The 20,802-nt window shown below is 63.4% G+C and carries 22 protein-coding genes and 1 pseudogene; 13 read left to right on the top strand and 10 right to left on the bottom strand.

The genetic code is table 11. From position 1 onward, the window contains the following. Nucleotides 1-6 precede the first annotated feature (6 nt). Nucleotides 7-225 (bottom strand): annotated as a pseudogene (locus ACCAA_RS15640) (type II toxin-antitoxin system ParD family antitoxin); the annotation flags it as partial. A 241-nt stretch (nt 226-466) separates the two neighbouring features. On the opposite strand from ACCAA_RS15640, the gene ACCAA_RS15645 reads away from it, so the two are divergent. Genes ACCAA_RS15645 through ACCAA_RS15660 form a run of 4 tightly spaced genes read left to right on the top strand, consistent with a single transcriptional unit; the run spans nt 467 to nt 1,815 of the window. After that, the gene (locus ACCAA_RS15645; protein ID WP_186408185.1) at nt 467-811 is read left to right on the top strand and encodes a hypothetical protein; all 345 of its coding nucleotides are present in this window, start codon (nt 467-469) and stop codon (nt 809-811) included. A gap of 7 nt (nt 812-818) precedes the next feature. Beyond that, a complete protein-coding gene (locus tag ACCAA_RS15650) occupies nt 819-1,160 on the top strand; it encodes a hypothetical protein (protein ID WP_186408186.1) in 342 nt (113 codons plus the stop codon). 26 nt (nt 1,161-1,186) lie between these two features. Beyond that, the gene (locus ACCAA_RS15655) at nt 1,187-1,429 is read left to right on the top strand and encodes a type II toxin-antitoxin system Phd/YefM family antitoxin (RefSeq protein WP_186408187.1); all 243 of its coding nucleotides are present in this window, start codon (nt 1,187-1,189) and stop codon (nt 1,427-1,429) included. Next, a complete protein-coding gene (locus ACCAA_RS15660) occupies nt 1,426-1,815 on the top strand; it encodes a type II toxin-antitoxin system VapC family toxin (protein ID WP_186408188.1) in 390 nt (129 codons plus the stop codon). Before ACCAA_RS15655 ends, ACCAA_RS15660 begins: the two co-directional genes overlap by 4 nt. 193 nt (nt 1,816-2,008) lie before the next feature. Here the strand turns inward: ACCAA_RS15660 and ACCAA_RS15665 are convergent, their stop codons facing one another. Continuing rightward, nucleotides 2,009-3,214 (bottom strand): ABC transporter permease, encoded by a 1,206-nt coding sequence (locus ACCAA_RS15665; protein ID WP_186408189.1) that lies wholly within the window; start codon nt 3,212-3,214, stop codon nt 2,009-2,011. Between the two features lie 355 nt (nt 3,215-3,569). Here ACCAA_RS15665 and ACCAA_RS15670 point away from each other — a divergent pair, with 355 nt between their 5' ends. From ACCAA_RS15670 to ACCAA_RS15685, 4 genes are all read left to right on the top strand, one after another. After that, entirely contained in the window at nt 3,570-3,938 is a 369-nt protein-coding gene (locus ACCAA_RS15670) for a class I SAM-dependent methyltransferase (protein WP_186408190.1), read from the top strand. An 81-nt stretch (nt 3,939-4,019) separates the two neighbouring features. Then, the gene (locus ACCAA_RS15675) at nt 4,020-4,964 is read left to right on the top strand and encodes an aldo/keto reductase (RefSeq protein ID WP_186408223.1); all 945 of its coding nucleotides are present in this window, start codon (nt 4,020-4,022) and stop codon (nt 4,962-4,964) included. A 26-nt stretch (nt 4,965-4,990) separates the two neighbouring features. Then, nucleotides 4,991-5,320: a hypothetical protein gene (locus tag ACCAA_RS22750; RefSeq protein ID WP_186408191.1), complete on the top strand. Its 330-nt coding sequence runs from the start codon at nt 4,991-4,993 to the stop codon at nt 5,318-5,320. A gap of 5 nt (nt 5,321-5,325) precedes the next feature. Continuing rightward, on the top strand, nt 5,326-5,664 hold the full coding sequence (locus tag ACCAA_RS15685; protein ID WP_186408192.1) for a transposase: 339 nt from the start codon (nt 5,326-5,328) through the stop codon (nt 5,662-5,664). Here ACCAA_RS15685 and ACCAA_RS15690 read toward each other — a convergent pair. The 7 genes from ACCAA_RS15690 to ACCAA_RS22530 form a co-directional block, all read right to left on the bottom strand. Then, complete coding sequence (locus tag ACCAA_RS15690; protein WP_186408224.1) at nt 5,621-7,228, bottom strand: DUF1254 domain-containing protein; 1,608 nt, start codon at nt 7,226-7,228, stop codon at nt 5,621-5,623. The genes ACCAA_RS15685 and ACCAA_RS15690 overlap by 44 nt on opposite strands. A gap of 56 nt (nt 7,229-7,284) precedes the next feature. Beyond that, nucleotides 7,285-8,904, bottom strand: coding sequence for a DUF1254 domain-containing protein (locus ACCAA_RS15695; protein WP_186408193.1), 1,620 nt, complete (start codon nt 8,902-8,904; stop codon nt 7,285-7,287). Between the two features lie 232 nt (nt 8,905-9,136). After that, on the bottom strand, nt 9,137-10,183 hold the full coding sequence (locus ACCAA_RS15700) for an L-threonylcarbamoyladenylate synthase (RefSeq protein WP_186408194.1): 1,047 nt from the start codon (nt 10,181-10,183) through the stop codon (nt 9,137-9,139). Further along, nucleotides 10,173-11,330 (bottom strand): 5-(carboxyamino)imidazole ribonucleotide synthase, encoded by a 1,158-nt coding sequence (locus ACCAA_RS15705; RefSeq protein WP_186408195.1) that lies wholly within the window; start codon nt 11,328-11,330, stop codon nt 10,173-10,175. Before ACCAA_RS15705 ends, ACCAA_RS15700 begins: the two co-directional genes overlap by 11 nt. Nucleotides 11,331-11,375: 45 nt before the next feature. Continuing rightward, on the bottom strand, nt 11,376-11,873 hold the full coding sequence (purE, locus tag ACCAA_RS15710; RefSeq protein WP_186408196.1) for a 5-(carboxyamino)imidazole ribonucleotide mutase: 498 nt from the start codon (nt 11,871-11,873) through the stop codon (nt 11,376-11,378). Continuing rightward, nucleotides 11,873-12,724, bottom strand: a complete 852-nt coding sequence (gene folD / locus ACCAA_RS15715) for a bifunctional methylenetetrahydrofolate dehydrogenase/methenyltetrahydrofolate cyclohydrolase FolD (RefSeq protein ID WP_186408197.1) — start codon at nt 12,722-12,724, stop codon at nt 11,873-11,875. Before folD ends, purE begins: the two co-directional genes overlap by 1 nt. 101 nt (nt 12,725-12,825) lie before the next feature. Further along, nucleotides 12,826-12,948 (bottom strand): hypothetical protein, encoded by a 123-nt coding sequence (locus tag ACCAA_RS22530; protein WP_281193204.1) that lies wholly within the window; start codon nt 12,946-12,948, stop codon nt 12,826-12,828. A 382-nt stretch (nt 12,949-13,330) separates the two neighbouring features. Here ACCAA_RS22530 and aceE point away from each other — a divergent pair, with 382 nt between their 5' ends. The 5 genes from aceE (at nt 13,331) to ACCAA_RS15740 (ending at nt 20,232) form a co-directional block, all read left to right on the top strand. Further along, on the top strand, nt 13,331-16,024 hold the full coding sequence (gene aceE / locus ACCAA_RS15720; protein ID WP_186408198.1) for a pyruvate dehydrogenase (acetyl-transferring), homodimeric type: 2,694 nt from the start codon (nt 13,331-13,333) through the stop codon (nt 16,022-16,024). Between the two features lie 12 nt (nt 16,025-16,036). Continuing rightward, nucleotides 16,037-17,692 carry a dihydrolipoyllysine-residue acetyltransferase gene (gene aceF / locus ACCAA_RS15725; RefSeq protein ID WP_186408199.1) on the top strand — a complete coding sequence of 552 codons (1,656 nt, stop codon included), beginning with the start codon at nt 16,037-16,039 and terminating at the stop codon, nt 17,690-17,692. Nucleotides 17,693-17,705: 13 nt separating this feature from the next. Further along, nucleotides 17,706-19,439 (top strand): dihydrolipoyl dehydrogenase, encoded by a 1,734-nt coding sequence (lpdA, locus tag ACCAA_RS15730; RefSeq protein ID WP_186408200.1) that lies wholly within the window; start codon nt 17,706-17,708, stop codon nt 19,437-19,439. Nucleotides 19,440-19,639: 200 nt separating this feature from the next. Next, nucleotides 19,640-20,083: a DUF29 domain-containing protein gene (locus tag ACCAA_RS15735; protein ID WP_186408225.1), complete on the top strand. Its 444-nt coding sequence runs from the start codon at nt 19,640-19,642 to the stop codon at nt 20,081-20,083. Then, nucleotides 20,065-20,232, top strand: coding sequence for a hypothetical protein (locus ACCAA_RS15740; RefSeq protein ID WP_186408227.1), 168 nt, complete (start codon nt 20,065-20,067; stop codon nt 20,230-20,232). Before ACCAA_RS15735 ends, ACCAA_RS15740 begins: the two co-directional genes overlap by 19 nt. A gap of 102 nt (nt 20,233-20,334) precedes the next feature. On the opposite strand, the gene ACCAA_RS15745 is transcribed toward ACCAA_RS15740, so the two are convergent. Then, a complete protein-coding gene (locus ACCAA_RS15745) occupies nt 20,335-20,679 on the bottom strand; it encodes a hypothetical protein (RefSeq protein WP_186408201.1) in 345 nt (114 codons plus the stop codon). Nucleotides 20,680-20,802: the final 123 nt, after the last annotated feature.

Here is a 20,802-nt window from a genome sequence, read left to right on the forward strand (position 1 = left end):
GCCCTTGATTTCATCGGGATCCCACGGTGTTGGCTCGCCGCTGTCGAGGCCGTCGCGAATATCCTGGCGCGTTTGTTCGAGCTTGGCCGCCCGAACCCGGTCTTGTTCGTCCATGAGGAGCAACGCCTCGCGCACAACCTCACTTGCAGAGGTGTAGAGGCCGGACGCCATCTTTCTCTGGACCATTTCCTCAAGCTGAGGGGTAAGATTGACGTTCATCGTCATGGCGCCTCTTGTCGGTCGTGATGATGTCGGACCATAGCACAATGGTCATAAACCGGCAAAGCCTGACAATACGTCGCCGATGGAGGGTGGCTTTACCCCTGTGCACTGCGGGGTCACATCGTTGCCCCTGATTATTACTCGTCATATCACGAATGAAAAAATAGTGGTATTTCATGAATTGCAAAGGACGCGAGCGCCTTGCTATCCGGTTGTGCGCGGATTCGCCCGGAACGTTGCCGGCGTGCGTAGCGAGCATCGTCCAGATCGTGCGCGCCGGTACGCCGCAACTGTCCGGCGATGTGGTGATCAACCGTCAGGGGGCGGCCAGGACGGCGGCCCGCTGAAGGCCATCCAGCGCAGTCTCGGCATCGACGAATTCGGCATCAGTACGGGCACGCTCGACGGAGCAGGCCGCTGGCAGACCAGCCGTATCGCCAGCACTGCCGGCTTTGGTGCCAGTGAAACGACCACCGGCCAGATCGTGAGCGTGGGCAAGCGGCTGGCGTCGAATGTCGTGCTCAGTTACGACCACTCGCTCAGCGCGACCAGCAGCGTCGTCAAGCTGACCGTCGATCTGATCCGCTGAGGAGAAAGTGACCTCGCCGGCCCTCGCTACCGGCGCCAGTACAGGTTCGAAGCTGCCGCCCAGCGCCAAGCGCTGGTTTGACCCTGCGCCACTGCTCCGACTGCATTCGCAGCGCCACTCGCCGCGCTTGGTGGAGCGTAATCTCCTGTTCCCGCACGGTGCGCAGAGCGCCCGAGCTGATCTGGTAGCGCCGGTTGGCGAGTTCCGGCGTACGCTCGTTGCCGTGCACGGCGCGGGTGAGGAGCTCTCCGCGCTTGGCCGCAGTCGTGCCGGTCGCCAGTGTGCCCTCAACCTCGCCAAACACGCGGATGCCGACCCTTCCGTTTGGCCGACAATCCGGGTAGACTAATATCTAGTCCACAAGAGGGGCGCAGAATGCAATCCGTCAACGTCCATGAGGCTAAGACGCATTTGTCCAAACTGCTGGAGCAGGTCCAGAAAGGTGAGGAAATCGTGATTGCCAGGGCCGGTATGCCGATCGCCAGGTTGATTGCCTATCAGCCTGGCGTCCGGAAGATTGCTCCGCCGGGAGCCATGGCCGGGGAAATCTGGATTGGCGAGGATTTCGATCATCCTCTGGATGAGCAATTTGACTGCCTTCAGCAATCCGGTCCATGAAACTCCTGCTCGACACCCATCTCATCCTGTGGTGGGAGGCAGGCCATCCCGCCCTGCCGGGACAGGCGCGCGAAATGATTGAAAGCAACGACAAAGGGGTGTTCGTCAGCCGCGCCTCCTTGTGGGAAATGGCCATCAAGCTGTCGCTAGGCCGCTTGCGCCTGGACCTGGACAAGTTCGTCGGTAACATCGAGGCTCAGGGCTTCCAGTGGCTGGATATCACCAACCCGCATCTGCTCGCGGTCGCCACACTCCCGATCCACGACGACCACAAAGACCCTTTCGACCGGCTACTGGTTGCGCAAAGCCTCACCGAGCCGCTCATCCTGCTGACCGCGGACGCCAAGCTCGCGAGATACGGCGCGACGGTCAGGATGGTGACCTGAGGGGTCTTCCAGTCAAGGGGTCAAGTAAGCTCGGCGCCTTCCTCACGATCTCGGTCGGCATCCTCATAGCGGTACTGAAGGCGTTCTGAGGCATGGGCGCCGCGTTCTAAACTGAGCGTCTACCGAAAACACGCTGTTCTCCTTGTTCTGCCAAAAGGCGCCCCGAGGGCGCTCCTGATCAATTCGGTTTCATTCATTCCGCGCGCAGCGCGTCGACCGCGTCCAGTCGTGCCGCACGCCTGGCTGGCAGCACACCGGCGAGCAGGCCGATGAGCACGGCGATGCCCTCGGCCAGGAGAACGAAACTGATTGGCGTGTGCACCGGCAGCGCCGGCACCAGCAGGTGAATCCCCTGCGCCAGGCCCATTCCGAGCAACAGGCCCAACACTCCGCCGAGCGCCGAGAGGGCGATGGCCTCGCCGAGGAACAGTCCGAGGATCGTTCGCCGCGGTGCGCCGAGTGCGACCAAAAGGCCGATTTCACCGGTGCGCTCGGTGACCGCGATGGTCATTATGGTGACGATGCCGACGCCGCCGACGAGCAGCGAAATGCTGCCCAGCGCGCCCACCGCCATGGTCAGCACGTCGAGAATGTTCGACAGAGTGCGCAGCATGTCTTCCTGTGTCGTGATCGTGAAATCCTCGCGGCCATGGCGCGCTTTGAGCGTCGCCACGACGCGCGCGCCGACTGCGGCGGCCGGTACCCCTTCCTCGTACGAGAGGTCGATCTTCATGATCCCGTCGCGGTTGTAGAGTTCGAGCGCGCGCGCCGTCGGGATGTAGGCGGCGTCGTCGAGGTCGATGCCGAGAAACTGCCCCTTCGCTTCGAGAACGCCGATGACGCGAAACTGCAGGCTGCCGACGCGCACCCGCGCGCCCAGCGGATTCTCGGCGCCGAACAGTTCTTCCTTGAGTTTGGCGCCGAGAACGATGAATGCGCGCGCGTTGTCGGCGTCCTCGGCGGGCAGGAACTGGCCGCTGCGCACCTTGATGCTGAACACCTTGAGCATCTCGGCACTGACCCCGTTGACGGTGGTGCGCCGCAGGCGGCCATTGGCGGTGATCTCGGTGTTGCCCCAGACCGTGGCGGTCATGCCGGTGATATGCGGCAGATGCTCGAGCGCGCGCGCGTCGTCGAGCGTCAGCGGCCGAACCGAGGTCGGGATGCCAGTCGGCGAGTGGCCCGATGTCTTGGTCTTGCCCGGCGCGACGCTGATCACATTGGTGCCGAACTGCGTGAACTCGGCGAGCACGAAGCGGTGGATGCCTTCGCCAATCGAGGTCAGCAGGATCACCGCCGCGATGCCTACGGCGATGCCAAGCAGCGTCAGGAAGCTGCGCAGCCGGTGCGCGGTGATCGCACGCAGCGCCAACCGCAGAGAGTCGCGCGGGCGGATCATACCGGCTTTGTCAAAGGTGCTTGCATGGGGGCACATGATGTCACGTTTTGGCGCTTCGCCACTTGCTCGTGGCGCCGTTAGGTGTAACCTCCAGTTTGGGCTGAGCCAATGGCTGCACGCGATGTGGCAGGTAGTCGGTATGTGCCGAACACGACCAATCTTTAGGAGGAGTTGTTCATGGCTGGTCTGAAAGCACATTACTCAGCCCGCGACATCGAGGCGCGAATACTGGCGGCCGTCCGTGCGGCTGGTTTGAGTCCCGAGCAACGCCTGTGGTCCGAGGCGCTGGGGTCACCGGACCATTTCCACACGGGCGGATTCCGTGCTTCGCTCGAATTGCTGGAACTGGCGCAGATTGGGGCCGAGGTTCTACGCGGAGATCTATCGGGTCCTCAAGTTGGACGGTCGGTTCGCCTTCCAGGATATGGTCGCTGGGGAAGCGGCTGCCTCCTATTTTCCCCTTCCCTGGGCCACAGACACTGCCGACAGCTTCCTTGTTTCTGCCGACGAGCTGCGCTCGGTTCTCGGCGAGAGTGGCTTCATTGCTGAAGTGTTTGAAGATACCAGCGACGCGCATTGGACCATGACTCCCGTATACGCGGCACCGAGTCCGCTGACCTTGGCGGTGTTCGTCGACCATCTCGCGCAAAAAGCCGGGGACGCACGGCGTAGTCTTCAGGAAGGCCAGATCCGGCTTGTGAGGGGTGTCTTCCGGGCGAAATGAGCCATTGCGCGACGGGCACTCCCGGCGCGGTTTTGGGCAATTGCGGCCAGAAACCGGGGCAACGATGAAAAGGGGCGAATGATGAGGGCAGGCAATGGCGATTCGGTCGTTGATGGGCGGCGCGTGGCGCTGAAGACGATTGCCGCAGGCGGGCTCGCCTTGGCGGGAGGTGTTCTCGGCGCAGTACCGACGATCGCGGACAGCGGTCTGCTCAGGCGACGCATCCCGTCGTCCGGCGAACTGATTGCCGCGGTAGGGCTGGGCACTTACCACAGCTTCGACGTCGCGGATTCGGCCAGTCCCGCCCTCGAACAGGTGCTGGCGCGTTTCGTGGCGCTGGGCGGGCAGATGGTGGATAGCTCGCCGATGTACGGGAACTCCGAGGAGGTAGTCGGTGATCTGGCGGCGAAGCTCGGCCTGCGCGACCGCTTGTTCCTGGCCACCAAGGTATGGACCCGAGGACACGCCGAAGGCATCCGGCAAATGGAGATGTCGTTCAGCCGGCTGCGGACGAAGCGCCTGGAACTGATGCAGGTGCATAACCTGGTCGACTGGCAGGTGCATCTGCCGACGCTGCGCGAATGGAAGCAGATGGGACGCATTCGCTATCTCGGCGTCACGCACTACCACGAGAGTGCCTACCGCGAACTCGAAGTGGTGCTGAAGGGCGAGAAACCTGATTTTGTGCAGATCAACTACAGCATGGCCGAACGCGACGCCGAAATGCGCCTGCTGCCACTGGCGCAGGATCTGGGGATAGCGGTGATCATCAATCGGCCTTTTGCCAAGGCATCGCTGTTTTCGCAGGTGCGCGGCAAAGCGCTGCCCGCATGGGCGGCGGAATTCGACTGCGCAAGCTGGGCCCAGTTCTTCCTCAAGTTCATCCTGGCCGAGCCGGCGGTGACCTGTGTCATTCCGGCAACCGGCAAAGAGCACCATCTGGAAGACAACATCGCAGCAGGCCATGGCCGCTTGCCCGATGTGCGACAACGCGCGAGAATGGCTGCCACCTTGGCGCGGATCTGAGCGTCGTCCATTTCGTCCCGTTCCGCATGCGTCCGACCTTCCACCCGCAGCTCGTGAATCCGCCGTTCGGCGACCCCGGGCTCTACGTCGACTTGCTGTTCGAGAAGCGGGCGCTGCTCTTCGATCTCGGCGACATCCGCGCGCTGCCGCCGGGCAAGCTGCTGCGCGCCAGCCATGTGTTCGTCTCGCCTACACCCATGGTCCACCGTAGTCCGTTCCAAACACAATCGCTGCCTCCCCGAGGGCGGCAAACTGTCGGCGAAAGTCCGCTCGGGCGAAGCGCTGGGCGTGATCGAAGTTCTCCTGCCCGCTGCGTCGAGTTGTCGGATGGCCAGGGCGGGGTCTGTTCAGGGTGACCTGCGTGATTGCCCAGGAGATCGGGGCACGCAAAGGGATCAAGCGCATTGAGTGGCGCTTGCTGACCAATCGAGAGGCCGACAGCCTCGAAGCGGTCGCAGAACTGATTGACTGGTATCGCGCGCGCTGGGAAATTGAAATACTTTTCAATATCCTCAAGAATGGCTGTCGGGCGGAAGCCCTGCAACTGGGGCATATCGACAAGATCGAACTGGCCTTGGCGTTTTACATTATGTTTGACGAGTTGCGGGCCGCTCCATGCGAAGCGACCCGCGCGTTTCACGATCGAACCAGCGCCATCACTTCACCAACTCGACCTCGCTCGGCCGCCACTGCTGCGTGAAGAACGGTTCGAGCGGGCTGTACAGGCGCAGCATCGGGAAGAATCCCTTGCCCGGCATGGTCTGGATCCAGTTGCCCCGCTTCACGCCCTTGGGTTGCGTCGGGCCGAAGTACACCGTCGTCGTGCCGTCGGCACTGGCCTCGGCGGCCGGCGATGGATAACTCTGACTGCCGGCGCGCGGGTAGCGCTGCGGCGTGTCGAGCATCGAGCGGGTCATGGTGTCGTAGAGCGTAAACGACCAGAACCTCTCGGCCGGGATGCCCTTGGGCAGCGTCACCTTGTAGGTCTTGCCGCCGTCGAGGTAATTCTTGTCCGCGTCCACCGTGGCCCAGCAGTATTGCGAGCCGACGCCAGTCAGCCGCATGGCCATCGCCGGCGAGATGCCGGTGATGTAATAGAAGAAGGCGGTGCGCGCATCCAGCGTCCGGTAGCCGGTCGGCGGGAAGGGCTTGACGCCTTCGCGCGTGATCTGCGGAATCGGCGTCTCGAACTCGGAACCGGTGGCAAACAGCATGTTCTGCCAGGCCGAGTCAGGATAGAGAAACCAGGACTTGTCGCGCGGGTTCATGAACAGGCTGCGCGAGGTGGCATTGGCGAGTGCCAGCGCCTCGGTCAGGATCTTCTTCGTGCGTGCATCGGGAGCGAAGGGCTTGCCTTTGACGATCCCGATCGCCGCGATCGAGCCCATCAGCTCGGGGTCGAGCACGGTGGCGGGCTCCTGTTGCACGAGATCGTTCAGCACCTCGTAGAAACTCCAGTCGTTCGGCGGCATGGTGTTGATCGCCAGGCCGGTGCCGTCGTGGAACTTGAGCGGCGGCGGCTCGGTGGGGCGGGCGAGGCTGGCCTTGCCGCTCAGGAACTCGGCGATCGGAGTGCCGACACCGCCGGCTTCATAGGGATAGACCTTGGTGAACTTGCGGATCGTCTCGACCGCGGGTTTCGGGTCGTTGTGGTCCATGAAGGCGCGGCCCAGCAGGCCGACCCGCAGCGTCTTTGCCTGGACGATGAAGAATCCGCCTTCGGGCAACTGGCCCTTGTAGCCGGGTGGCACGATCAGGTATTTGCCGCCCAGTCCGCGGTCGGGACCGGGGAGGCCGAAATCGCTCACCCAGCGCCACCACATATCGTCGATGGCGCCGAGCGCGCCTGGCGGCGCCTCGAACACTACCGGGCCTTTGGACAGGTCGGCGAAACCGAAGAAATAGACGGTGTCGGCGTTCGCTGTCGCGAACAGCGCCTTCGAATCGAGCAGCTTCGGCCAGATGATGAACTCGCCGTCCTTCACACCGGCTTTTACGATGCCGTCGCGGAAGGACGACATGCTCACACCCTGGAAGGTGTTGACGAAAGCGTTGTAAGCGTGCGTGAAAAGCAGGTTGTCGTAAACCTTGTCCAGCGTTGCCTGGCTTGGCGCGCCGTCCTTGAAGTCGAGCGTGCCGATGCGGCTGTCGACCTTGTCGGGGGTGAGCAGCGACGGCGGGATCGCGGGCGACTGGGCCAGCGCCGTACCGACGGCGAAGCCGGCGCCAGCCAGCGCGGCCACCAGCCGCCGGCGCAGATGCATTTGCTTGAGGTTTTTCATGGGCTCTCGCGTGTTGAGTGAAGGGGCAAACAGGGCGATCATTTCACCAGTTCGATCTCGCTCGGCCGCCAGGTCTTGGCGAAGAATGGTTCGAGCGGGCTATACAGCCGCAGCGCCGGCGTGAAGCCCTTGCCGGGCATGGTCTGAATCCAGTTGCCGCGCTTCACGCCCTCCGGCTGCTTCGGCGCGAAATACACCGTCGTGCTGCCGTCGGCGTTTGGCTCTGCCGCCGGCGACGGGTAGCTCTGGCTACCGGCGCGCGGGTAATTCTGCGGCGTATCGAGCATCGAGCGTGTCATGAAGTCGTACAAGGTAAACGACCAGAACTTCTCGGCCGGGATGTCCTTCGGCAGGGTCACTTTGTAGGTCTTGGCGCCGTCGAAATAGTTCTTGTCCTTGTCCACCATCGTCCACAGGTACTGCGAGCCGATTCCCGGCAGGCGCATGCTCATGGCAGGCGTAATGCCGGTGACGCCGTAGAAGAAGGCCGAGCGTGCATCGAGTGTGCGGTAGCCGGTGGCTGGGAAAGGCTTGACACCGTCCTTGGTGATCAGCGGAATCGGTGTCTCGAACTCCGAGCCGGTGACAAACAGCATGTTCTGCCAGTTCGAGTCGGGGTAGTAGGCCCAGGACTTGTCGCGGGGGTTCATGAACAGGCTGCGCGAGGTGGCGTTGGCCAGCGCAACCGCCTCGGTCAGAATCTTCTTCGTGCGCGCGTCGGGCGCGAAGGGCTTGCCCTTGACGATGCCGATGGCGGCGATCGAACCCATCAGTTCCGGGTCGAGCGTTGTCGCTGGCTCGTTCTGTACGGTCTCGTTGAGCAACTCGTAAAAGCTGTAGTCGCTCGGCGGAATGGTGTTCATCACCTTGCCGGTGCCTTCGTGGAAGACCATCGCTGGCGGTGCGGTGGGGCGGGCGAGCCTGGCGTCGCCGCTCAGGAACTGGGCGATGCTGGTGCCGACACCACCGACTTCATACGGGTACATCCTGGTGAATTTGCGAATCTTCTCCACGGCCGGTTTCGGGTCGTTGTTCTCGAGGAAGGCGCGGCCGAAAAGAGCGACGCGCGTCGTCTTGGCGTGCACCACGAAGAACCCGCCCTCGGGCAACTGGCCCTTGTAGCCGGGCGGCACGATCAGGTACTTGCCGCCTTGCCCACGGTCGGGGCCGGGTGCGCCAAAGTCGGTCACCCAGCGCCACCACATGTCGTCGATGACCCCGAGCGCCCCGGGCGGTGCCTCGAAGACCATCGGACCCTTGCTCAGGTCGAGGAAGCCAAAGAAATAGACGGTGTCCGCGTTGGCGGTCAGGAACAGCGATTTGGCGTCCATCAACCCGGACCAGATCATCATCTCGTTGTCCTTGACGCCGGCTTCCAGCAGGCCCCTGTGCATCGCCGCCTGGTTCACGCCCTGGTAGGTGTTGACGAAGGCGTTGAATGCGTGCGTGAACAGCAGGTTGTCGTAGACCTTGTCCAGGGTTGCCTGACTCGGCGCACCGTTCTTGAACTCGAGCGTGCCGATGCCTGTCTCGACCTTGTCGGGGGTGACGAGTGACGGAGGGATTACCGCAGACTGGGCAGTTGCCGGGCTGGTCGCCAAACCCGCGACGGCGGTAGCGAGCGCAAAACTCATTGCGACGAGGGGAATTCGTTTCATGGTCGGTTTACCTTGAGGTTGGTTGCGGCCGTTCCGAACTTGCGCGTGCGCTCGGCCGCGTCGCCACATTCTGCCAAGTCCGAATTGAAATTCGGTATCGCTACAGCGTAGCGTAGGAGCCGCGTAGAAGGGTAGGAAATCCCACGGCACTATTGAGAGTATATGAGCCTTGAACAAGGGGCGTCAATCCCGGAGACATTTCGACCAGCACGCGAACGCCGACGCCGGGCAGTCACGTGCGAGGCACGAAATCCGTTCCTTGACCAGCACCGCAGGCGGCCCGGCGCAGGCGATCGGCGACGGCTGCCCACGCCGGCGTCGCCGGAGTTTCCTCGGCGACGATCAGGTCGGCGGCCGTCTGGTCCAGCTCGCGCAGGGCTGCGTAGAGCGAGCGGCCGTAGCCGCGAGGGTCGGCCGGCAATCGGCGCCAGGCATGCGCCGCGCCAGCGGCGGAAGGCAGCTCACCATGGCAGAGCACGGCACAGCGGCGACCCGCCTGGCGCAGGGTGTCGATGACTTCGGGAAGGCGCGCGGTCGTCACGAGACGAAGAGGAGTCGTCGGCGCATAGTGCGCAGCGAGCGACCCTGAGACCCGTGGCGTCCCGTCGTCCGGTCGCCGGATGCCGATTTCCGGCAGGATGCCGATGACCGTGCCGATCTGTTCAGGCGTGACTCGTCCGGGGCGTAGCAGGCGTGGCGGTTGGCCGTCGCCCGGCGTCAGATCGAGAATCGTGGACTCGATGCCGACCTGACAGCGTCCACCGTCGAGTATCAACGGCACGGCGTCGCCGAGTTCGTCGCGGACGTGCGCCGCTTCGGTCGGACTGATCCGCCCGAAGCGGTTGGCCGACGGGGCAGCGACGCCGCATAGGCCAGCGACCCCGCCACCGGCCTCGGCATAGGCCCGCAGCAGGGACAGTGCCACGGGATGCGCCGGTACGCGTAGACCGACGCTGTCCTGGCCGCCGGTGACGGCGGCCGGCACTGCCGGTGCGCGCTTGAGGATCAGCGTCAGCGGGCCCGGCCAGAACGCCTCGGCCAACTCCCAGGCGATGGTGGGAATTTCCCGCGCCCAGCGGTCGAGGCCGCCGCCGCCGGGCAGATGCACAATCAGCGGGTGGTCGGCAGGCCGACCCTTGGCCGCGAAGATCTTGCCTACGGCGGCCGGGTTGGCCGCGTCGGCACCGAGGCCATAGACGGTTTCGGTCGGAAAGGCGACCAGTTCGCCGGCTTGCAGCAGCGCTACGGCGCGATCGAGGTCGGCCTGGTCAGGGAACATCGCTGATGCCGATCGCCGCACGCGCCGCCATCGCCTTTTCCCGCGCCCGGTCGGGATCGGTATCGAGAACGGTGAAGTGCCCCATCTTGCGGCCAGGCCTGGCGTGATGCTTGCCATACAGGTGCAGCTTGAGGCCGGGAAAGGCGAACAGCTTCGACCAGTCCGGCTCGCGGTAGCGGCTGCCGGCAGGGGCGCTTTCGTACCACAGATCGCCGAGCAGATTGACCATCGCCGCCGCCGAGTGCGCGCGCGCATCGCCGAGCGGCAAGCCGCACAGGGCGCGAACCTGCTGCTCGAACTGGCTGCTGATGCACCCGTCGAGTGTGTAGTGTCCGCTGTTGTGCGGGCGCGGCGCCATCTCGTTGATCACCAGTTCGCCGCCAACGACGAAGAACTCGACCGCCAGCGTGCCGATATAGCCCAGACGCTCGGCGATCTTCCCGGCGAGGTCGGCGGCGCGGCGGCGAAGGGCGTCGGAAGTTCGCGCCGGAACGAGTGAAACGTCGAGGATACCCTTGCGGTGGCTGTTCTCGACGGTCGGGAAGCTGGCTATCCTGCCGCCTTCGTCACGCGCGAGGACGACCGACAACTCCGCGTCGAGCATGAGCTTCTCTTCGAGAACGCAGGTCTCTCCCTTGAAGTGCTGGAAAGCGGCAAGCGCCTCGTCGCTCCCGGCGACCACGGCCTGACCCTTGCCGTCGTAGCCGAAGCGGGCGACCTTCAGAATTCCGGGGAAGAGGCCGGTGCTGCCTTCGCGCAGGTCCTGTTCGCAGTGCACGGCGGCAAAGTCGGCATGCGGCAGGTCGTTCTCACGCAGGAAGTTCTTTTCGGCGATACGGTTCTGGCAGACGCTGACCGCTTTTGCCGATGGGCGGACGGCGGTGAATTTGTCGAGATAGTCGAGCGTGCCGGCCGGGACGTTCTCGAACTCGGTGCTGATCGCCGCGCAGCTCTGCGCCAGCTCGTCGAGCGCCGCATAGTCGTCGTAGGCGGCGACCAGATGCCGGTCGGCGATCAGGCCGGCCGGGCTGTTCGGGTCGGGGTCGAGAATCCAGACGGGGTAGCCCATCTCGTGTGCCGCAGCGACAAAGAAGCGTCCCAACTGGCCTCCGCCGAGCATGCCGAGCGTTAACGGGGGAAGAATCATCGTGCCGGCGCGGGCTCGTCTATCGGCATGCTGAAGGAATGCAGCTCACACTTCCGGCAGCTTCATCGCCATCACCTTTTCGGCTTGCGTTCGCCGAAACTGGGTGAGGCGCCGCGCCAGTTCAGGATCGACGGTGGCCAGCATGGCGACGGCAAACAGGGCCGCATTGGCTGCGCCCGCCTCGCCGATGGCGAAAGTGGCGACCGGGATACCTTTTGGCATCTGCACGATCGAGAGCAGCGAATCCTGCCCGGAAAGTGCCTTCGATTGCACCGGCACGCCGAGCACCGGAACGATACTCATGGCCGCCAGCATTCCCGGCAGGTGCGCGGCGCCGCCGGCGCCGGCAATGATCGCCTTGAGGCCGCGTTGGGCGGCCGCTTCGGCGTACTCGACCAGCAGATCCGGGGTGCGATGCGCCGAGACGACGCGCGCCTCGAAAGGGACGCCGAACTCCTTCAGCATGACCGCCGCCGCCTGCATCGTTGGCCAGTCGGAGTCGGAACCCATGACGACGCCAACCAGCGGTTCGCTGGCAGCCATCAGCGGGTCCCTCTTTCGGCCGCTTCGAGCGTGTTGGCGAGCAGCATGGTGATGGTCATCGGTCCGACGCCGCCGGGGACCGGCGTGATCCAGGCGGCCACTTCGCTGACTGCGGCAAAATCCACATCGCCACACAGTTTTCCGTCGGGTAGACGATTGATGCCGACGTCGATGACCACGGCGCCGGGCTTGACCATCTCGGCGGTGACGAAACGCGCTTTGCCGAGCGCGGCGACCAGCACGTCGGCGCGCCGCGTGTGGAATGCCAGGTCGCGGGTCTGCGAATGACAGACGGTCACCGTCGCACTGGCCTGCATCAGCAGCATGGCCATCGGTTTGCCGACGATGTTCGAGCGGCCAAGGACGACGGCTTCCTTGCCTTTCAGATCGATGCCGGCTTCGGCAAAGAACTTCATGATCCCGTAGGGCGTGCACGGGATGAAACGCGGCTGGCCCTGCATCAGAGCGCCGACATTCTCGGCGTGGAAACCGTCGACGTCCTTCTCCGGCGCAATCGCCCTGAGCACCGCGTCGGAGTCGAAGTGCTTGGGCAGCGGCAACTGGACCAGGATGCCGTGGATCTTCGGGTCGGCATTGAGCTCGGCAATCTTCTCCAGGACGACGCGCGGGTCGACATCGGGCGTGTAAGTGATCTTCTCCGAATGGAAACCAGCTTGCGCGCAGGCGTTCACCTTGTTGCGCACATAGACCTGCGAAGCGGCATCTTCGCCGACCAGAATCACCGCCAGTCCGGGGCGGGTACCGCGGGCGGCCAGCGCTTCGGCACGCGTCTTGAAATCGGTGCGCAGCTTTTGAGCGAGCGCGTTGCCGTCGAGGATTTTTGCCGTCATCTTGAATTCTTCTGCAGTGGCCGGGGAAAGAGGAAAGGTGTGCTGTGCAAAGGGCAAGACCCATCAATGGATCGACGCCGAGGGCAGGATTCTAGCGCAAATCAGGCTGCATCGGCCGCCGCTCGTGCCGCCTGTTCGGCCGCCGCCCGACCCGCCGCGAAAGCCTGCCGGTTGAGTTCGACGACCGGCGGCACGAGACGGCCGGTATCGTTGACGGTGAACATCTCGGCTTGCGGCGTGCAACCGGCGTTGGCGAGCGAACGTCAGCGGCACCCGCTGGTCAAGGTCATCGTCTGGCGCACGAAAAAAAGGGCCAAACAAAGCCTGGACCTTAGCGGCTCAGGGCATTTTCACGTTGGCGCAGATCAACTTTCCTGAACGCCTGCTGTCAATGTCACGGTGCAAGCGCTGCCCGCCAGGGTGGTTGTGGGTTGTAAATTGCACGATGCAGGATAGTCTTTTACAATGCGGGACGCTGCCATTTGTTGCGCTGCGGTACCGCGCACCCGGATAAGAGACTAACCTTCTGTGCTGCCGTAGACTTCGGCGCGTAGAAAACACTCTTCACTCTTCATTTCACCGTTCTGCAGCCCAGGAGACACAGTCATGGCAGATCTGCCCGAAAACGCGCTGTCGGCCGGCATCACCGATGCGGACCCGCAGGAAACACAGGAATGGCAAGACGCACTGAGCGGCGTGATCGACAGGGAAGGCGTCGAGCGCGCCCACTTCCTGATCGATGGCCTGATTTCGCAGGCGCGTCAGGAGGGAATCGACATCCCGTACAGCGCCACCACCGAGTACATCAATACCATCCCGGTCGATCAGCAGCCCAAGTATCCGGGTAACGCCGACCTGGAAATCAGGATTCACAATTACATTCGCTGGAACGCCATGGCGATGGTCGTGCGTGCCAACCGGGACAGCAACGTCGGTGGTCACATCGCCTCGTTCGCCTCGGCGGCGGCGCTCTACGACGTCGGCTTCTCGTGGTTCTGGCACGCACCCACCGAGCAGCACGGCGGCGACCTGATTTTCTTTCAGGGGCACTCGATACCCGGCGTCTACGCCCGCGCGCATCTGCTTGGGCGCCTGACCGACGAGCAGATGGACAATTTCCGGCAGGAAGTCGATGGTCACGGCATCTCGTCGTATCCGCATCCCTGGCTGATGCCCGACTTCTGGCAGTTCCCGACCGTCTCGATGGGCCTCGGCCCGCTGCAGGCGATCTACCACGCCCGCTTCATGAAGTACCTCGACAGCCGAGGTTTCATCGCCGCCGGCGATCGCAAGGTCTGGGCCTTTCTGGGCGATGGCGAAACCGATGAGGTCGAATCGCTCGGCGCCATCGGCATGGCCGCGCGCGAGCGACTCGACAACCTGATTTTCGTCATCAACTGTAACCTACAGCGTCTCGACGGTCCGGTACGCGGCAACGGCAAGATCATTCAGGAACTCGAAGGCACTTTCCGCGGCGCCGGCTGGAACGTCATCAAGCTGGTCTGGGGAACGCAATGGGACACGCTCCTGCTGCGCGACACGAAAGGCATCCTCAAGCAGCGCATGATGGAGGCTATCGACGGCGAGTACCAGACCTTCAAGGCCAAGGATGGCGCCTACGTTCGCGAGCACTTCTTCAACACCCCGGAGCTCAGGGAACTCGTCGCCGACTGGACCGACGAACAGGTCTGGGCGCTGAACCGTGGCGGCCACGACATCTTCAAGATCTTCAGCGCCTACAAGAGCGCCGTCGAACACCAGGGCCAGCCGACGCTGATCCTGGCCAAGACCATCAAGGGCTTTGGCATGGGCCAGGCCGGTGAGGCGATGAATATCTCGCACCAGCAGAAAAAACTCGATTACGAGGCGATCAAACGCTTCCGTGACCGTTTCGCCCTGCCGGTGCGCGACGACCAGGTCGCGGAACTGCCCTACCTGAAGTTCGCCGAAGGCTCGCCCGAACTGAACTACATGCGGCAGCGGCGAATGGACCTCGGTGGCTACCTGCCGCAACGTCGACGCAAGGCGGAGGCGCTCGAAATACCGGCACTGTCGGCTTTTGACGCGCTGCTCAAGGCCTCGGGCGAGGGCCGCGAGGTGTCCACGACGATGTCCATCGTCCGCTTCCTCAACATCCTGCTCAAGGACAAGAAGATCGGTCGGCACGTCGTTCCGATCGTTCCTGACGAGTCGCGCACTTTCGGCATGGAAGGTCTTTTTCGGCAGATCGGCATCTGGAACCAGGACGGCCAGAACTACGTCCCCGAAGATCACGATCAACTGATGTTCTACAAGGAGTCGAAAGACGGTCAGGTGCTCCAGGAAGGAATCAACGAAGCCGGCGCGATGAGCGACTGGATCGCTGCGGCGACCGCATACTCGGTGCATGGCGTGCAGATGATCCCCTTCTACATCTGCTATTCGATGTTCGGCTTCCAGCGCACGATGGATCTCTGCTGGGCGGCTGGCGACCAGCGCGCCCGCGGTTTCCTGATCGGCGGTACCGCCGGCCGGACGACTCTGAACGGCGAAGGTCTGCAGCACGAAGACGGTCATTCGCTGATCCTTTCCAGCCTGATTCCGAACTGCATCAGTTACGACCCGACCTTCTCGTTCGAGGTGGCCGTGATCATGCACGAAGGCATGCGCCGGATGTACCAGGAACAGGACGACGTCTTCTACTACATCACGGTAATGAACGAGAACTACGAGCATCCGGAAATGCCGGCCGGCGCCGAAGCCGATATTCTCAAGGGCATGTACCTGCTGCGCCGCGGCCAGTCGTCGGACAGCAACCCGGCTGCGCCGCGCGTGCAGTTGCTCGGCTCGGGAACGATTTTCCGCGAAGTGATCGCCGCTGCCGAACTGCTCAAGAACGACTGGGGTGTCGATGCCGACCTCTGGGGCTGCCCGGCGTTCACCGAGCTGGCGCGCAACGGTAACGACGTGCAGCGCTGGAACATGCTCAATCCCACCGAAAAGGGGAAGCGCTCGCACGTCGAAATGTGCCTTGGCGACACCCGCGGCCCGATCATCGCCGCGACCGATTACGTGCGCATGTTCGCCGAGCAGATCCGTCCCTTCATCAACCGTCGCTACGTCACGCTGGGCACCGACGGCTTCGGTCGCTCGGACACGCGCGAGCAGTTGCGCCACTTCTTCGAGGTCGATCGCCGCTGGATCGCCGTCGCCGCGCTCAAGGCCCTGGCCGATGACGGCACGATCGATCGGACCAAGGTCGCGCACGCGATTGCCAGGTACGGCATCGACGCGAACAAACCCAACCCGACGACGGTTTAAGGGAGCCCTCTGATGAGTCAATTGATCGAAGTAAAAGTCCCCGACATCGGTGACTATCATGATGTACCGGTGATCGACATCTGCGTCACCGTCGGCGACGTCGTCAAGGTCGATGGGGCACTGGTGACCCTGGAATCCGACAAGGCGACGATGGATGTGCCGTCACCGGTGGCCGGAGTGGTCAAGGAGATCCGTGTCGCACTCGGCGACAAAATTTCCGAAGGCGCCGTCGTCGTCGTCCTTGAGGCGTCTGCCGGAGTGGCGACTGCGACGAGCGCAGTCGCCACTCCGGAAGCGGCGCCTCCGCCTCCGCCCGCTTCGGTGTCCATTCCCACTGGCGTAGCCGCAGCCGTGACTGCGGCGGTGCCGACGAGCGGCGCGCCGCTCGAAGTCAAGGTTCCCGACATCGGTGACTACCACGACGTCCCGGTGATCGACGTCTGCGTCAAGGTTGGCGACACGGTCAAGATCGACGACGCGCTGGTGACGCTGGAATCCGACAAGGCGACGATGGACGTTCCGTCTTCGGCGGCCGGCGTCATCCGCGAAGTGAGGGTCAAGCTCGGCGACAAGGTTTCCGAGGGAACGGTGGTCGTCGTCATTGAAAGTGGCGCTGCTTCGCCGGCGGCTGCCGGCGCCCCCATTCCGGCGCCCGCACCGGCGGCGCCCGACGCCACCGGCGCGCCGGCCCCTGCCGTAGCGCAGCTTGCGCCAGCAACCGTCGTGCCGGTTCCAGGACTCGCGCCCGGCGCCAGGACGCACGCCAGCCCGTCGGTGCGCCTGCTGGCCCGCGAACTTGGCGTCGATCTCAACAAAGTGACGGCCAGCGGACCCAAGGGCCGCATCCTCAAGGAAGACATCACGGCCTACGTCAAGGGCGTGCTGACCGCTCCTCCGGCGGCCTCGGCGGCAGCCGCGCCATCGCTAGGCGGCGGTCTCGATCTGCTGCCCTGGCCGAAAGTCGACTTTGCCAAGTTCGGTGCGGTCGAAGTCAAACCGCTGGCGCGCATCAAGAAGATCTCCGCCCAGAACCTGGCGCGCAACTGGGTGATGGTCCCGGCGGTTACCTATCACGAAGACGCAGACATCACCGACCTCGAAGCCTTCCGCGTGGCGATCAACAAGGAGAACGAGAAGTCAGGCGCGAAGATCACCATGCTCGCTTTCCTGATCAAGGCGTGCACGGTGGCGCTGAAGAAGTTCCCCGAGTTCAACAGTTCCCTCGACGGCGACAACCTGGTGCTGAAGCAGTATTACCACGTCGCCTTCGCCGCCGATACGCCGAATGGCCTGGTCGTCCCGGTGATCAAGAACGCCGACCAGAAATCGGTCAGCCAGATCGCCGTCGAAAGTGGCGAACTGGCGAGGAAGGCGCGCGACGGCAAGCTTGGCCCGGCTGACATGTCGGGCGCCTGCTTCACCATTTCGAGTGTTGGCGGTATCGGCGGCACGCAGTTTTCGCCGATCGTCAACGCGCCTGAGGTGGCCATCCTGGGAGTCAGCAAGTCGGTGATGAAACCGGTCTGGAACGGCAAGGAGTTCGCGCCGCGCCTGATCCTGCCGATGTCGCTCTCCGCCGACCACCGCGTCATCGACGGCGCGCTGGCGACCCGTTTCAACGTCCATGTCGCGCAACTGCTCGCCGACATGCGGCGCGTGCTGCTCTGATCGGGAGAAAATCATGAGCCAGATCATTGAAGCCAAAGTGCCGGATATCGGCGACTATCACGATGTGCCGGTGATCGACATCTGCGTCAAGGCCGGCGACACGGTCAAGGTCGACGACCCCCTGGTCACCCTCGAATCCGACAAGGCGACGATGGACATCCCGAGCAGCGTTGCCGGCGTCGTCAAGGAAGTGAAGGTCGCCCTGGGCGACAAGGTCTCCGAAGGTTCGATCGTCGTCGTGATCGAGACTGCCGGCGCTGCCCAGGCGGCAGCATCCGCTCCTGCGGCGGCACCGGCCAGCGCCGCACCGGCCCCGCAGGCCGCGGCGCCGATTACCGGCAACGCCGACCTCGAATGCGAAATGCTTGTCCTCGGCGCCGGCCCGGGTGGCTACTCAGGGGCTTTCCGCAGCGCCGACCTCGGCATGCAGACCGTCCTCGTCGAGCGCTACCCGACGCTCGGCGGTGTCTGCCTGAACGTCGGTTGCATCCCGTCGAAAGCCCTGCTGCACATCGCCGGCGTGATGGACGAAGCGCAGCACATGGGCGATTGCGGTGTCAGCTTCGCAGCACCAAGCATCGACCTCGACAAACTGCGTGCCCACAAGGACAAGGTCGTCGGCAAACTGACCGGCGGTCTCGCCGGCATGGCCAAGGGGCGCAAGGTCGAAGTCGTGCAGGGTGTCGGCCAGTTCGTCGCCCCACATCATCTCGAAGTCGCGCTTGCCGGTGGCGGCAGCAAGCTGATCCGTTTCCAGAAAGCGATCATCGCCGCCGGCTCGCAACCCATTCCGCTGCCCTTCATGCCCGACGACCCGCGCGTCGTCGACTCGACCGGCGCCCTCGAACTGCGGCAGATCCCCGAGCGCATGCTGGTCATCGGTGGTGGCATCATCGGCCTCGAAATGGCCAGCGTCTACTCAGCGCTCGGCTCGCGAATCACCGTCGTCGAGCTCGGGTCGGTGCTGATGCCGGGCGCTGACCGCGATCTGGTCAAGGTCTGGGAAAAGCACAACGCCCACCGCTTCGACCGCATCCTGCTCAACACCGGCGTCGTCGCCGCAGCGGCCCGCCCTGAAGGCATCGAGGTCAGCTACAGCAGCGACGAGAAGGAAGTTTTCGACCTCGTTCTGGTTGCTGTCGGCCGCTCGCCGAACGGCAAGAAGCTCGATGCCGAGAAAGCCGGCGTCGCCGTTACCGAGCGTGGCTTCATTCCCGTCGATACGCAGTTGCGCACCAACGTCCCGCACATCTTTGCCATCGGCGATATCGTCGGGCAGCCGATGCTCGCGCACAAAGGGGTGCACGAAGCGCATGTCGCAGCCGAAGCCGCACACGGCGGCAAGCGCTGTTTCGACGCCCTGCAGATCCCGTCGGTCGCCTACACCGATCCGGAAATCGCCTGGGCCGGCAAGACCGAAGATCAATGCCGGGCCGAGGGGATCACTTACGGCAAGAGCATATTCCCCTGGGCGGCTTCGGGGAGGGCTCTGGCCAACGGTCGCGCCGAGGGCTTCACCAAGCTGATCTTCGACGAAGCAACGCACCGCATCATCGGCGGCAGCATTGTCGGCACCGACGCCGGCGACCTGATCGGCGAAGTCTGTCTGGCCATCGAAATGGGCTGTGATGCCACCGACATCGGCCACACCATCCACCCGCACCCGACGCTGGGTGAGTCGGTGGGCATGGCCGCGGAGGTCTATGAGGGGGTGTGTACCGATTTGCCGGCGGTGAAGAAGAGGTAGGCGAAGCAAGTACCCGCCGTACAATGACGCCGCCGCACGCGAAGTACGGCGGCGTCATCCTTTCTCTGAACCGAAAGCGATACGTTTGTGTGCGTAGTCGCTTGACTGCGGATGCCGGTTTCGGAAATGATGACGGGGCGGAAAAGGGCGTTTCAGCCTTTGTCAAGCAGCGCAACAAATCTTGTTATGGGGATGTCGCCATGGGAACAGACTACGAAACGGACGTGGTGGCATGGGCCAGCGAGCAAGCCCGACTGATTCGAGCCGGGCGCTTTGATCTACTTGACCGGGAGCATATCGCGGAGGAGATTGAAGACGTGGGAAAGAGCGAGCAGCGCGAGTTGGCCACCCGAATGGCCATCCTCCTGGCCCATCTCCTCAAGTGGCAGCATCAACCCGAGCGCCGGGGTGCGAGCTGGGAGGTGACAATCAGCAATCAGCGCCACAGAATTGCCCGTCGCCTGGACAAAACACCGAGTCTGCGCGGCTGCCTCAACGACCCGGACTGGTGGGCCGATGCCTGGGGCGATGCATGCGATCTGGCCAGTGACGAGACGGGAATCGGGATAGACAAGCTCCCACGCAATTGTCCTTGGGCGACTGCAACCGAAGTTCTCGATGAAAATTGGCTACCGAATGGATAGGGCTACGTCTGGCCATCGAAATGGGCTGTGATGCCACCGACATCGGCGACGCCATCCACCCGCACCCGACGCTGGGTGAGTCGGTAGGCATGGCCGCGGAGGTCTATGAGGGGGTGTGTACCGATTTGCCGGCGGTGAAGAAGAGGTAGGCGAAGCAAGTACGCGCCGTACGATGACGCCGCCGCACGCGAAGTACGGCGGCGTTTTTTTGTCGGAGTATTCCCTTTTCAGGAGTTCGCGCAGCCAAGCTCCTAATTGCAGACTTGCACAGGGAATACGCCGCGGTATACTCGATTGTTATCAAATAGTTGCATCTGCTGCATGGTGCACACAGGCTGCCTTTGCGGAAGATTGTATCCGTTGGCTTTAAAGGCAATGCCCGTGTCATTTAGTTGCTGGTTCTGATTGGTAGGGGCCTGTACATGACAGTAGGTACAGCGCTGACCGGTCTGTGTTGCGAAGTATGGGGTGGCGCTAGCTGTGCTCAAGGGGAGCAGTGTCAAAGCAACGGTCGCGGTGAGTGCGGTCCGCAGCATGGCGAAACCGGATTTGGCGGTGGTGGACGAAGCGTGCAGCGAAAGCAGTCTGGTTTTCATATGGCGCCTCAAAATGAACTGGTTGGATTGCTACAAAACACTACTTTTTTCAGCCGCCCAAGGCTCGCCTCTCCCTAATGGTCTGCGCACTCGAACATTGTATTCCATGACTCGACTCAACCA

The organism is Candidatus Accumulibacter aalborgensis (assembly GCF_900089955.1).
GTDB classification, from domain to species: Bacteria; Pseudomonadota; Gammaproteobacteria; order Burkholderiales; family Rhodocyclaceae; genus Accumulibacter; species Accumulibacter aalborgensis.

Excerpts from the sequence above, each read along its gene's own strand:
- ACCAA_RS15690 (WP_186408224.1), bottom strand. The coding sequence starts at position 7,228 with ATGCATCTGCGCCGGCGGCTGGTGGCCGCGCTGGCTGGCGCCGGCTTC.
- folD (WP_186408197.1), bottom strand. The coding sequence starts at position 12,724 with ATGACGGCAAAAATCCTCGACGGCAACGCGCTCGCTCAAAAGCTGCGC.
- lpdA (WP_186408200.1), top strand. The coding sequence starts at position 17,706 with ATGAGCCAGATCATTGAAGCCAAAGTGCCGGATATCGGCGACTATCAC.
- ACCAA_RS22750 (WP_186408191.1), top strand. The coding sequence starts at position 4,991 with ATGCGTCCGACCTTCCACCCGCAGCTCGTGAATCCGCCGTTCGGCGAC.
- aceF (WP_186408199.1), top strand. The coding sequence starts at position 16,037 with ATGAGTCAATTGATCGAAGTAAAAGTCCCCGACATCGGTGACTATCAT.
- ACCAA_RS15665 (WP_186408189.1), bottom strand. The coding sequence starts at position 3,214 with ATGATCCGCCCGCGCGACTCTCTGCGGTTGGCGCTGCGTGCGATCACC.
- purE (WP_186408196.1), bottom strand. The coding sequence starts at position 11,873 with ATGGCTGCCAGCGAACCGCTGGTTGGCGTCGTCATGGGTTCCGACTCC.
- ACCAA_RS15695 (WP_186408193.1), bottom strand. The coding sequence starts at position 8,904 with ATGAAACGAATTCCCCTCGTCGCAATGAGTTTTGCGCTCGCTACCGCC.
- ACCAA_RS15660 (WP_186408188.1), top strand. The coding sequence starts at position 1,426 with ATGAAACTCCTGCTCGACACCCATCTCATCCTGTGGTGGGAGGCAGGC.
- ACCAA_RS22530 (WP_281193204.1), bottom strand. The coding sequence starts at position 12,948 with ATGTTCACCGTCAACGATACCGGCCGTCTCGTGCCGCCGGTCGTCGAA.
- ACCAA_RS15745 (WP_186408201.1), bottom strand. The coding sequence starts at position 20,679 with ATGAAAACCAGACTGCTTTCGCTGCACGCTTCGTCCACCACCGCCAAA.
- aceE (WP_186408198.1), top strand. The coding sequence starts at position 13,331 with ATGGCAGATCTGCCCGAAAACGCGCTGTCGGCCGGCATCACCGATGCG.
- ACCAA_RS15675 (WP_186408223.1), top strand. The coding sequence starts at position 4,020 with ATGAGGGCAGGCAATGGCGATTCGGTCGTTGATGGGCGGCGCGTGGCG.
- ACCAA_RS15700 (WP_186408194.1), bottom strand. The coding sequence starts at position 10,183 with ATGTTCCCTGACCAGGCCGACCTCGATCGCGCCGTAGCGCTGCTGCAA.
- ACCAA_RS15705 (WP_186408195.1), bottom strand. The coding sequence starts at position 11,330 with ATGATTCTTCCCCCGTTAACGCTCGGCATGCTCGGCGGAGGCCAGTTG.
- ACCAA_RS15735 (WP_186408225.1), top strand. The coding sequence starts at position 19,640 with ATGGGAACAGACTACGAAACGGACGTGGTGGCATGGGCCAGCGAGCAA.
- ACCAA_RS15655 (WP_186408187.1), top strand. The coding sequence starts at position 1,187 with ATGCAATCCGTCAACGTCCATGAGGCTAAGACGCATTTGTCCAAACTG.